The following is a 12,256-nucleotide window of genomic DNA, read 5'->3' on the forward strand; positions in this document are numbered from 1 at the left end:
GACTCCTGTTTACTAAGCGTCTTGGGCTGAAATATTTTGTTGCTCATAATGATAACGACCTGTTTTAAGACTACTGGGCCCTTTACGTGCAAATTTGAACATTAGGAACAATTCAATAACCAAGAACAAAGTATACAGACCACATATTAGCCCCATCGAGAAAAGTAGATCTGCACTACTTAATGATGAATGTGCAACCGCTGTCGGTAAAATTTCACCAATTGCCCACGGTTGACGACCATATTCAGCAACAAACCAACCTGCTTCAACGGCAATCCATGGTAATGGAATACCAAACATGGCTAAACGTAAAAGCCATTTTTTCTCACCAATGCGGTTACGAATAACAGACCAGAATGATAAAGCAAAAATAAGTAACATTAAGAAACCGCAAGCCACCATAATGCGAAATGCCCAGAATAGAGGCCCGACTTTAGGAATACTATCTTTAGCGGCCGCTTTAATATGTTCTTCGCTGGCATCAATAACATTAGGTGTATAGCGTTTTAACAACAATCCATAACCAAGATCTTTTTTATTCGCATCAAATGCTTTTCGTATAGCAGGATCATTATCACCAGCTTGTAATTTTTTTAACAGAGCATAGGCATTCATACCATTGCGGATACGAACTTCATGTTGCGCCATTAAATCTTTTAAACCCAAAACCGGGGTATCAATAGAACGGGTAGTGATAATTCCCATTAACCATGGAATTTCTACTGCGAATTCATTTTTCATTTTTTCGCTATTTGGCACAGCAATAAGATTAAATGAAGCCGGCGGCGGTTGGGTTTCCCATTCAGCTTCAATGGCGGCTAACTTGGTCTTCTGAACATCACCCATTTCATAGCCAGATTCATCACCCAAAACAATAACAGATAGTACTGAAGCAATACCAAAGCTTGCCGCTATTGCGAAAGAGCGTTTAGTAAAAGGTCGATCACGGCCTCTAAGTAAGTAATAAGCACTGATACCTAAGACGAACATGGCACCTGTACAATAGCCAGCGGCAACAGTATGAACAAATTTAACTTGTGCCACGGGATTTAAAATTAATTCTGAAAAACTGAGCATTTCCATCCGCATGCTTTCAAAGTTAAAATCAGACGCAATCGGGTTTTGCATCCAACCATTAGCAACTAAGATCCACAGCGCAGAGAAATTAGAACCTAACGCAACCAACCATGTGCTAGCTAAATGTTGGGTTTTACTTAAACGATCCCAGCCAAAAAGAAATAAACCAACAAATGTTGACTCCAGGAAGAACGCCATTAATCCTTCAATTGCCAATGGCGCACCAAAAATATCACCAACATAATGTGAATAATATGACCAGTTAGTCCCGAATTGGAATTCCATGGTCAAACCCGTTGCAACACCTAAGGCAAAGTTAATAGCAAATAACTTACCCCAGAATTTTGTCATATCTTTATATATCTGTTTACCTGAAATGACATACACCGTTTCCATTATCGCTAGTAAAAACGACATACCAAGTGTTAATGGTACAAACAGGAAATGATACATTGCAGTTAAGGCAAACTGTAACCGGGACAGTTCGACAATATCAAACATCTTGACTCCTTGCTCCTAGCAGGAAGACACCGACTTGCGGCGACCTGACTTTCATAATGCAAAAGATGAAAGCCTCATAACTACCAGCTTTATACATCTTAAAATAACGATAAAAAATTTATCAAAATACAACAAACATCTTAATAATAGTACGCTTATATACACTTATAATAAATAGATTTAATACGATTAAGATTGAAATTTTGCGATTAAATCAACATACCGCTACATTTAAATACTGACTAAATTTGATCAACGATCAATTTCATCGAAAAAATAAATAAAACCTATTTTATTGTTTGATTTAAATCAATTTTTATTAAAGTCATCAATATATTAAATAGCTGTTTATTGTTTTGTTCATGCCAAGAAAATAGGCAATAATTCATTTTAACCATGTACTTGTTGTTGACTTGGGAAAACTCGCCAAAACGCTATTAAAAAAACCATCAACAGGATATTTTTAATCCACATAATGCCACTTTTAATATCGAAAAAATCAAGTTTACCAGCATTACTCACGGCCTAAACATAAAAAAAGCCACTATCTATGAGTGGCTTTTACTAATCATAGTCGAAATCAGGTTATTTACTAGTCACTAATTGCTTAACAGCTTCACCAATCTCAGCTAAGCTACGAACAGTTTTTACACCTGCTGCTTCTAATGCAGCAAACTTTTCATCCGCAGTACCTTTGCCACCAGCAATGATGGCGCCAGCATGCCCCATACGCTTACCTTTTGGTGCTGTTACGCCGGCAATATAAGCAACGACTGGTTTTGTTATATGTTGTTTAATATAAGTGGCCGCTTCTTCCTCCGCTGTACCACCAATTTCACCAATCATAACGATAGCTTCAGTTTGGGGATCTGCCTGGAATAGTTTCAATATATCAATAAAATTTGAACCCGGAATAGGATCACCACCAATACCAACACAAGTAGATTGCCCTAATCCTGCATCAGTTGTCTGCTTAACGGCTTCATAAGTTAATGTACCAGAGCGCGATACAATACCTACTTTACCCGGTTTATGAATATGTCCAGGTTGGATACCAATCTTACATTCACCCGGGGTAATAATACCTGGACAGTTCGGTCCTATCATTTTTACCCCAGTTTCATCTAGCTTTGCTTTCACCGTTAGCATATCTAACGTGGGGATCCCTTCGGTAATGGTAATAATCAGTTTGATACCACTATTGATAGCTTCAAGAATCGAATCTTTACAAAATGGAGCAGGAACATAAATAACCGATGCGGTTGCACCTGTTGCTTGTACAGCTTCACGGACTGTATTGAAAACAGGTAATCCTAAATGTGTTGTTCCACCTTTACCTGGCCTTACACCACCGACCATTTTTGTCCCATAAGCAATTGCCTGCTCTGAATGAAAAGTTCCTTGGCTACCTGTAAATCCCTGGCAGATAACTTTAGTATTTTTATCAATTAAAATAGACATTACTTATTTCGCCTCCGCTGCTGCTACTGCTTTTTCTGCCGCATCGGTCAAGCTGGTTGCAGCAGTAATTTTTAGGCCACTATCCGCTAACTTTTGCGCACCAAGCTCAGCATTATTGCCTTCAAGACGAACAATGACCGGGACTGTTACCCCAATTTCTTTAACTGCTCCAATAATACCTTCAGCAATCAAATCGCAGCGAACAATACCACCAAAAATATTGACCAAAACAGCTTTAACATTTTCATCAGATAAGATAATTTTAAATGCTTCTGCTACACGTTCTTTAGTTGCCCCACCACCCACATCAAGAAAATTAGCTGGAGCGCCGCCATGTAACTTCACAATGTCCATGGTTCCCATAGCTAAACCGGCACCATTAACCATACAACCAATATTTCCATCTAAAGCAACATAGTTTAATTCCCACTCCGACGCATGGGCTTCACGGGGATCTTCCTGAGAAATATCACGCATCTCCTTTAATTCTACTTGGCGATATAGTGCATTGCTATCCACACTAAGCTTGCCATCCAGACAGATTAAATCCCCTTGCTTAGTTATCACGAGAGGATTAATCTCGATTAAAGCCAGATCACGCTCGAGAAAAATTGTCGCTAATCCGATAAATATTTGGGTAAACTGCTGGACTTGTTTGCCGCTCAAACCTAGCTTAAAAGCAAGCTCGCGTCCTTGATAAGGCATAGGGCCGGTTAATGGATCAATAATAGCCTTATGAATAAGTTCTGGTGTCTCTGCTGCAACTTTTTCAATTTCGACCCCACCTTCAGTCGATGCCATAAAGACAATTCGACGAGAGGCGCGATCTATCACCGCACCTAAATAAAGCTCTTTATCAATATCCGTTGCTTCTTCTACCAAAATTTGATTAACGGGCTGTCGATGGGAATCGGTTTGGTAAGTCACTAAGCGTTTTCCTAACCACTTTTCAGCAAATAACCGGATTTCGTCGCGATTATTAACAACTTTTACGCCTCCCGCTTTGCCTCGACCACCAGCATGTACCTGGCACTTTACAACCCAAGGACTATTACCCAATTTTGTTGTTGCTTCTTCTGCCTCTTTTGCTGTTTCACAAGCATAACCTGTCGGTACTGGCAAACCATAATGCGCAAGCAGTTGTTTTGCCTGATATTCGTGTAAGTTCATGATGCACTATCCATAATTTAGCCTGACAGAGAGTTAACAATTCTCTATATATTTTTATTTAAACATTGGTCAATAAAAAATTAACCAAGCTTTACTCCAGACTGAGTAAATAACTTCACTCTAAATTGGTTATCTAGACGTCTAACAATAAACGAGCCGGATCTTCCAACATGTCCTTTATTGTCACCAAGAAGCTAACAGACTCACGTCCATCAATTAAACGGTGATCATAAGAAAGTGCTAAATACATCATTGGCAAGATTTCGATTTTACCATCAACTGCCATCGGCCGATCTTTGATTGCGTGCATACCTAAAATTGCACTTTGCGGCGGATTAATGATCGGAGTTGACATTAAAGAGCCAAAAACACCACCGTTAGTAATAGTGAAGTTTCCACCGGTCAATTCTTCAACCGTTAATTTGCCGTCACGCCCCTTAACTGCCAACTCTTTAATACGCTTTTCAATTTCTGCCATGCTAAGCGCATCTGCATCACGTAATACTGGTGTAACTAAACCCCTAGGTGTGGAAACAGCAATACTAATGTCAAAATAACTATGATAAAGCACATCTGAACCATCAATCGATGCGTTCACTTCAGGATAACGCTTTAAGGCTTCAACAACTGCTTTCACATAGAAAGACATAAAACCCAAACGCACACCATGCCGCTTTTCAAAGCTTTCACCATAATGTTTACGCAAATCAAAAACAGGCTTCATGTTAACTTCATTAAAGCTAGTCAACATGGCAGCATTATTTTTTGCCTCCAGTAAACGCTCTGCTATACGCTTACGCAAACGCGTCATTGGTACCCGTTTTTCACTTCGATGAGAAGAAGTTGATGATGGCGTTGTAGATGCGTCATTCTGTTGCTTAATCGGTCTATTTTCGCTTGCTGTTGATTGGTTTTTAATATATTTCTCAACATCATCACGCGTTATACGCCCACCTACGCCGCTACCTTTGATATTGCTCGGGTTTAAATCATGTTCTGCAATTAAACGACCGACAGCCGGTGTTAGTGGACTATGACTCTCTTCCTCAAGGCTAGCAGTCTGGCGTTTCGCTGGTGCTGACTCAGTAGTCTCTTTTACCTCAGCCGGAATCCCGGTACTATCACTAAGATGTATGCGACCCAATAGCTGTTTTGATAAAACAGTAGCTCCCTCTTCTTCTAAAATTGATTCCAGAATACCTGAATCTGCTGCTGGTACTTCAAGTACAACTTTATCCGTTTCAATTTCCACTAACACTTCATCACGCTCTACCCGATCACCTGGTTTCTTGTGCCAAGTTGCAACTGTAGCATCTGCAACAGATTCAGGAAGATCAGGAACAAGAATTTCTATGTTACTCATTTTCTATCCTTTAATTTATTTATTTTTAGTGCATCATCAACCAATGCTTTTTGCTGTTCTTGATGAACAGACGCGTAGCCTACGGCTGGTGAAGCAGATGCGGGCCGTCCCGCATAACTTAATAATGAACCTTTTGGAATTGCTTCCCGAATATTATGCTGACTACAGTACCATGCCCCCTGATTGAGAGGTTCCTCTTGACACCAGACAAAATCGCGAACATGCGCATAAGGCTTGAGCGTAGTTTCTAAATCTTTATGGGGAAATGGATATAATTGTTCAATACGAACGATAGCGATATTTTTTTGTTTGTTTTCACGACATTGTTCAAGTAGATCATAATAAACTTTACCTGAACATAAAACGACACGTTTGACCTTTTTCGCATCTATGGGATCAATTTCATTAATTATCGGCTGGAATTCACCATTTGCTAACTCTTCCAAACTAGAAACTGCAAGAGGATGACGCAGTAATGATTTGGGTGACATAACAATCAATGGACGTCGCATATTACGAAGTATCTGACGACGGAGCATATGATAGACCTGAGCTGGAGTAGACGGAATACAGACTTGCATATTTTGTTCCGCACATAATTGTAAATAACGCTCTAAACGGGCTGAGGAGTGCTCCGGACCTTGTCCTTCATAACCATGGGGTAACAGCATCACTAATCCACACAATCGCCCCCATTTCTGTTCACCAGAACTAATAAACTGATCGATAACTACTTGCGCCACATTAGCAAAATCACCAAACTGAGCTTCCCAAATAGTCAAAACCCGTGGCTCGGCTGATGCATAACCATATTCAAAAGCAAGTACCGCTTCTTCAGACAAAACGGAATCCCAGACGTCAAATATTCCTTGATTTTCACGTATATTAGCCAGAGGGACGTAAACTGAACCATTAGTTTGATTATGAATAACGGCATGACGATGAAAAAAAGTACCTCGGCCGGCATCTTCACCTGATAAACGAACTTGTATCCCTTCATCAACTAATGTTGCATAAGCCAAAGTTTCTGCTGCTCCCCAATCGAGCAATTTTTTACCGTTCGCCATTGCCAGGCGATCACGGTAAATTTTTTCAACCCGAGGCTGCATGACAATCTCTGCCGGAATAGTACTTAAACGTTTAGCTAAGTCTTGTAGTCGTTTCTTCTTAACTTTAGCAGGGTAAGCATCATTCCATTCATGATTTAAATAGGGTTTCGAGACCAAATAGTCAGTTCCCATTGGACGCCATTCATCAACGACACAATCACCGTGATCTAACTTATCACGGTAAAGATTAACCATTTCTGTTACTTCGTCGCTAGTAACTGTCTTTTCCGCTATCAATTTATCCGCATAAATTTTACGCGGTGTCGCATGTTTTTTAATTTTTTGATACATAATTGGTTGGGTAGCACTCGGCTCATCCGCCTCATTATGACCATGGCGACGATAGCAAACTAAATCAATGACCACATCGCGTTTAAATTTATTGCGAAAATCTAATGCCAATCGAGTAACAAAAGCAACCGCTTCTGTATCATCGGCATTAACATGAAAAATAGGTGCTTGCACCATTTTCATGATATCAGTGCAATATTGTGTTGAACGTGCATCTTTAGGATTGGATGTGGTAAAACCTATCTGATTATTAACCACGATCCACACTGTACCGCCAACCTCATAACCACGAGCCTGAGACATGTTGAGCATTTCCTGAACAACTCCCTGGCCTGTTACCGCTGCATCACCATGGATAGTAATGGGCAGTACCATATTACTACGACCTTCATCTAAACGAGCACGACGAGCACGAACAGAACCGATGACTACTGGACTAACTATTTCTAAATGTGATGGATTAAAAGCCAAGGCTAAATGAACCAAAGCCCCTTCTGTTTTAAAATCAGAAGAAAAGCCCTGATGATATTTAACATCACCAGTACCTAAATGATCTTTATGCTTACCTGCAAACTCATCAAACAGCTCTTTTGGTTGCTTACCTAAAATGTTAACTAAAACATTTAATCGCCCACGATGCGCCATTCCCAATACGACTTCACGCGTATCCTGATGACCTGCATAACGGATCAAATCTTTTAACATGGGAATGAGCGAATCACCCCCTTCAAGGGAAAAACGTTTTGCGCCAGGAAATTTTGCCCCAAGATAGCGTTCTAATCCTTCAGCTGAAGTTAATTCTGATAAGAAGCGGATCTTTTCTTGTTTGCTAAATTGTTGACTAACCGGCGTTGCCAGTTCTAGGCGCTGTTGGATCCAACGTTTTTCTTCAGTATTAGTAATATGCATGTATTCGGCACCAATTGAAGCGCAATAAATACGCTTCAGTGCAGTATACAGCTCACTTAATTTCATTGTTTCCTGGCCAATAGCAAAAGAACCAACATTGAACGTTTTTTCAAAATCAGCATCGGTTAAATCATGAAATGCAGGATCTAAATCAGGTACAGTTTCTTGTTTCCAAAGCTCTAATGGATCAAGATTTGCATTTTGATGTCCTCTAAAACGAAAGGCGTTTATTAATTGGAGGACTTTAACTTGCTTCGCATCCAAAGACGGATCACTAATCGAAGTTTGATAACGTGTAGAATCTTTCGCCAATGAACGAAAATATTCACGTGTTTGAGAATGGGAGTATTCACCGTTGGAGCTTGCACCTGGTAGTTTATTAAAAAAGTCTCGCCAGTCTGCATTAACGGAATTAGGGTCAATTAAGTAGTCTTCATAAAGCTGTTCGATATAAGACTGATTTGCACCAGCTAGAAAACTTGAATCTAGCCAGTCCTTCATTACGCCGTTGTGCATTGTGATCCCTTAAGCTTATAGGCTTTAGTTTTCGTCGTAGTTAACAGTACCGCTTTTTATATAGACGGTTTCAATAAAGATTCTTTGAACGTGTTCTATGCACGATTATTAATAAAGGAGCGCTTAATTAAATTCCCCTTATTTATAAGAACCTTTAAAAACCGCAACCGGTTTTTAAAGGTTCCTTCTGTAATTTACCACATAAAATAAATATCAATTTTAAATAATAGTTTTCCATTTTTTATTTCCCGTAACATTTCGATTACGGGAATTTTTGCCAAAGCTATGCACTACGCTTTAATAACATCGATTTAATGTGCCCAATAGCTTTAGTTGGATTTAAACCTTTTGGGCAAACACTGACACAATTCATAATGCTATGACAGCGAAATACACTAAAAGCATCATTTAAATTATCTAATCTGTTATCGGTTTCGGTATCCCGACTATCGATTAAAAAACGATAAGCAGCTAATAAACCGGCAGGACCAATAAATTTATCCGGATTCCACCAAAATGATGGACATGAGGTTGAACAGCAAGCACAAAGAATACACTCATATAAGCCATCCAATTTTTCTCGTTGTGCAGGAGTCTGTAAATACTCACGAGCTGGTGAATTCTTGCCATCATTGATAAGGTAAGGCCGAATTTTTTCATATTGAGTATAAAATTGAGCCATATCAACAATTAAATCTCGAACAACCGGTAAGCCTGGCAATGGGCGCACAACAACCTTTTTTTTATCACGACACAAAGCTGACAGTGGAGTAATGCAGGCCAAGCCATTTTTACCATTCATATTTAATCCATCAGAACCACAAACGCCTTCACGACAAGAACGACGAAATGCTAAAGTAGGATCTTTTTCTTTTAGTTGGATTAAAGCATCCAGCAACATCATGTCACGCCCTTTAGCGATCTCCAAACTGTAGTCTTGCATACGTGGCATATTATCGACGTCTGGATTGTAACGATAAATGGAAAATTCAATTTTCATAATCTACTTTCTCCGCAACACTATTAACGCCACACATTAATAAGTACGTATTTTAGGTGGGAAGGGATCACGTAACTCAGGTTGCATATTGACTGCTCGGCGAGTCATAGTTCCAGACTGTGGTAAATATAGCGTATGACATAACCAATTTGTATCATCACGATCAGGATAGTCAAAACGACTATGTGCTCCCCGACTTTCAGTACGAAAATTTGCCGCTTCTGCCGTTGCAAACGCTGTTTCTACCAAATTATCCAGCTCTAAACATTCAATGCGTTGGGTATTAAATTCGCGTGAGGTATCATCCAAACGGGCATTTTTCAAACGTTCACGAATTACCTTTAATTCTTCTAAGCCCTTAGCCATCGCATCGCCTTCACGAAAAACGGAAAAATTATGTTGCATACAGGCTTGTAATGCTTTGCGAATTTCTAACGGATCTTCACCGCTTTGTGTATTATCCCAGCGATTTAAACGCATTAAGGCCGCATCAATATCAGATTCGCTAGCATCACGCATTGAGCCTTGTTCCAGTAAAGATTCTTTCAGATGTAAACCGGCAGAACGCCCGAATACCACCAAATCAAGCAATGAATTTCCGCCCAAACGGTTTGCTCCATGAACGGAAACACAAGCTATTTCACCAACAGCAAATAATCCCGGGATCACAACATCTTCACCTTTTTCATTAATCATCAATGCCTGTCCGGTTACTTTAGTTGGGATCCCACCCATCATATAATGACAAGTAGGGATAACAGGAATCGGTTCTTTAACCGGATCAACATGAGCAAAAGTCCTGGATAATTCGAGAATACCGGGTAATCGTGATTCCAACACTTCTTTACCTAAATGATCCAGTTTTAATTTAACATGTGGTCCCCAGGGGCCATCACATCCCCTTCCTTCACGGATCTCTATCATAATTGAGCGAGCAACAACATCGCGGCCAGCCAAATCTTTTGCATTAGGCGCATAACGCTCCATAAAGCGCTCGCCATCTTTATTAAGTAAATAGCCGCCCTCTCCCCGACATCCCTCTGTCACTAATACACCCGCACCAGCAATTCCAGTTGGATGAAATTGCCACATTTCCGTATCCTGCAATGGCACACCTGCCCTGACAGCCATGCCAACACCGTCACCGGTATTAATATGGGCATTAGTTGTTGATTGATAAATTCTTCCCGCTCCACCTGTCGCAAGAATAGTAGCTTTAGCTTTAAAGTAAACGACCTCACCGGATTCCATACATAATGCGGTACAACCGACTATGTCACCATTCTGATTTTTAACTAAGTCAAGTGAATACCATTCGGAGAAAATCGTGGTATGGTTTTTTAAATTCTGTTGATAAAGAGTATGCAAAAGGGCATGGCCAGTTCTATCTGCCGCCGCCGCGGTTCGAGCGGCTTGCTCACCACCAAAATTTTTTGACTGGCCACCAAATGGACGTTGATAAATACGACCGTCGTCTAAACGTGAAAATGGTAACCCCATATGCTCAAGTTCTAGTATGGCCTCAGGTCCGGTTTTGCACATGTATTCGATGGCATTTTGATCACCTATATAATCAGAGCCCTTGACAGTATCATACATATGCCATTGCCAATCATCTTCATGCGTATTACCTAACGCAACGGTGATCCCGCCCTGAGCAGATACGGTGTGTGAACGTGTCGGGAAAACTTTAGAAATTAATGCACATGACAAACCTAACTGAGAAATTTGCAACGCAGCTCGCATCCCAGCGCCACCAGCACCAATAACAACGGCATCAAACTCTCTTACTGGTAATTTCATTTACGCTCCCCACACTACTATTGTTCCATAAATTAAATACGTCATTAATATAACAATAAAAAATAGTTGTAATGATAATCGCAAGGCGATTGACTTAACATAATCGGTTAATACTTGCCATAAACCTATCCAGGCATGTACTAATATGGAAATGAGCGTTAAAATAGTAAAAATTTTTGTTATTGGAAAAGCAAAAAAAGTCCGCCAAACAGTATAATTTAAATCAGTTGTGACTATAAAACTAACAATATAAAACGTATAAAGGGCAATAATAATGGCAGACGCACGAAGTAGTAGCCAATCTTGTGTGCCAGTGCGGCCTAATGTTGATGCATTAACTACCATACAAAAACCACCGCTAAGATCGACAAAATAGCGGTGATAATAAACGCAACTATCGCTGAAATACGTCCCACAGACAAACTCTCATCGATAAAACCAAAATCCATTAGCATATGACGAATACCGCCACAAATATGATATATTAGTGCAGTCAAGACACCCCAAATAATGAATTTTATAAAAAAGCTACCCATAATTTCAGTAGCATATTGAAAACCTTCCAGTGAAGAAAGCGATAATCCCAGCAGCCATAACAAAATACCGACCGCAATAAAGGTAATAACGCCAGAGACACGATGTAAAATCGAAGCTATTGCAGTAATCGGAAAATGAATTGTCTGCAATTGAAGATTGATAGGTCTTTGTTTTTTCACAATTTATGCCCACACAGCTCTTTATTGTTTTCCTACCTCCGGACCTGGAGCAGAAATCAAACAGCGATCGTGATAACAAAGCACAACTCAGCTTATAAATTAATCCCTAACATATTGGCAAAAGTTGTTACTCATTAACGCTGGGTACTCCTACCACAAGGTAATCCGGAGACCTCATTTGCAGTATATGACCTTCACATGCCCATTACAATTACAACACATTAGGTTTGGAGAGATTTAGCTTGAACAGTGAGTGTGATCACGGTTTAAACATCGGTCATTAAATTGATAATGTAATTTGACAAGAAACAAACATTTATCTTACATATGATTAAGTTGA

Annotated in this window: 9 protein-coding genes; all 9 read right to left on the reverse strand. The window is 39.8% G+C overall.

What is annotated here, in order from left to right; translation table 11 throughout:
• Positions 1–12: 12 nt before the first annotated feature.
• Entirely contained in the window at positions 13–1,578 is a 1,566-nt protein-coding gene (gene cydA, locus V3224_RS04585; protein WP_334468854.1) for a cytochrome ubiquinol oxidase subunit I, read from the reverse strand.
• 585 nt (positions 1,579–2,163) lie between these two features.
• Positions 2,164–3,039 carry a succinate--CoA ligase subunit alpha gene (sucD, locus tag V3224_RS04590; protein ID WP_334468856.1) on the reverse strand — a complete coding sequence of 292 codons (876 nt, stop codon included), beginning with the start codon at positions 3,037–3,039 and terminating at the stop codon, positions 2,164–2,166.
• A gap of 3 nt (positions 3,040–3,042) precedes the next feature.
• Entirely contained in the window at positions 3,043–4,209 is a 1,167-nt protein-coding gene (gene sucC, locus V3224_RS04595; RefSeq protein ID WP_334468858.1) for an ADP-forming succinate--CoA ligase subunit beta, read from the reverse strand.
• A gap of 133 nt (positions 4,210–4,342) precedes the next feature.
• Positions 4,343–5,572 (reverse strand): 2-oxoglutarate dehydrogenase complex dihydrolipoyllysine-residue succinyltransferase, encoded by a 1,230-nt coding sequence (gene odhB, locus V3224_RS04600; RefSeq protein WP_334468860.1) that lies wholly within the window; start codon positions 5,570–5,572, stop codon positions 4,343–4,345.
• A complete protein-coding gene (sucA, locus tag V3224_RS04605) occupies positions 5,569–8,397 on the reverse strand; it encodes a 2-oxoglutarate dehydrogenase E1 component (RefSeq protein ID WP_334468862.1) in 2,829 nt (942 codons plus the stop codon). Before sucA ends, odhB begins: the two co-directional genes overlap by 4 nt.
• 283 nt (positions 8,398–8,680) lie before the next feature.
• Positions 8,681–9,397, reverse strand: coding sequence for a succinate dehydrogenase iron-sulfur subunit (locus V3224_RS04610; protein WP_290605801.1), 717 nt, complete (start codon positions 9,395–9,397; stop codon positions 8,681–8,683).
• Positions 9,398–9,433: 36 nt separating this feature from the next.
• A complete protein-coding gene (sdhA, locus tag V3224_RS04615; protein ID WP_334468865.1) occupies positions 9,434–11,200 on the reverse strand; it encodes a succinate dehydrogenase flavoprotein subunit in 1,767 nt (588 codons plus the stop codon).
• Positions 11,201–11,545, reverse strand: coding sequence for a succinate dehydrogenase, hydrophobic membrane anchor protein (gene sdhD, locus V3224_RS04620; RefSeq protein ID WP_032116263.1), 345 nt, complete (start codon positions 11,543–11,545; stop codon positions 11,201–11,203).
• Positions 11,539–11,919 (reverse strand): succinate dehydrogenase cytochrome b556 subunit, encoded by a 381-nt coding sequence (sdhC, locus tag V3224_RS04625; protein ID WP_334470293.1) that lies wholly within the window; start codon positions 11,917–11,919, stop codon positions 11,539–11,541. Before sdhC ends, sdhD begins: the two co-directional genes overlap by 7 nt.
• Positions 11,920–12,256 lie beyond the last annotated feature (337 nt).

The sequence above is a fragment of the Arsenophonus sp. PmNCSU2021_1 genome (genome assembly GCF_036919435.1).
GTDB lineage: Bacteria > Pseudomonadota > Gammaproteobacteria > Enterobacterales > Enterobacteriaceae > Arsenophonus > Arsenophonus nilaparvatae.